This window comes from Mesorhizobium sp. WSM4840, from assembly GCF_055811755.1.
The window spans coordinates 1-219 of sequence record NZ_JBVVQD010000157.1 but is presented as its reverse complement, the minus strand read 5'-3'; the positions used below and the strand labels follow the sequence as shown (position 1 = coordinate 219).

The following is a 219-nucleotide window of genomic DNA, read 5'->3' as shown; positions in this document are numbered from 1 at the left end:
CCATGGCGAGAAGACCCCGCTGCGGCTTGTCCAGCGCAACGGCTACCGCGACAGAGACTGGGAGACGCGGGCCGGCACCGTCGAACTGCGCATCCCCAAGCTCAGGAAGGGCTCTTACTTCCCGAGCTTCCTGGAGCCGCGGCGCATGGCCGAGAAGGCGCTGACCGCCGTCATCCAGGAGGCCTACGTCCAGGGTATCTCGACGCGCTCGGTCGACGA

1 protein-coding gene is annotated in these 219 nt (G+C 67.6%); it reads left to right on the top strand.

The features are described from left to right. A partial coding sequence (locus tag AC0L3I_RS37105) for a transposase (RefSeq protein WP_473530250.1) occupies positions 1-219 on the top strand: 219 nt, incomplete at both ends.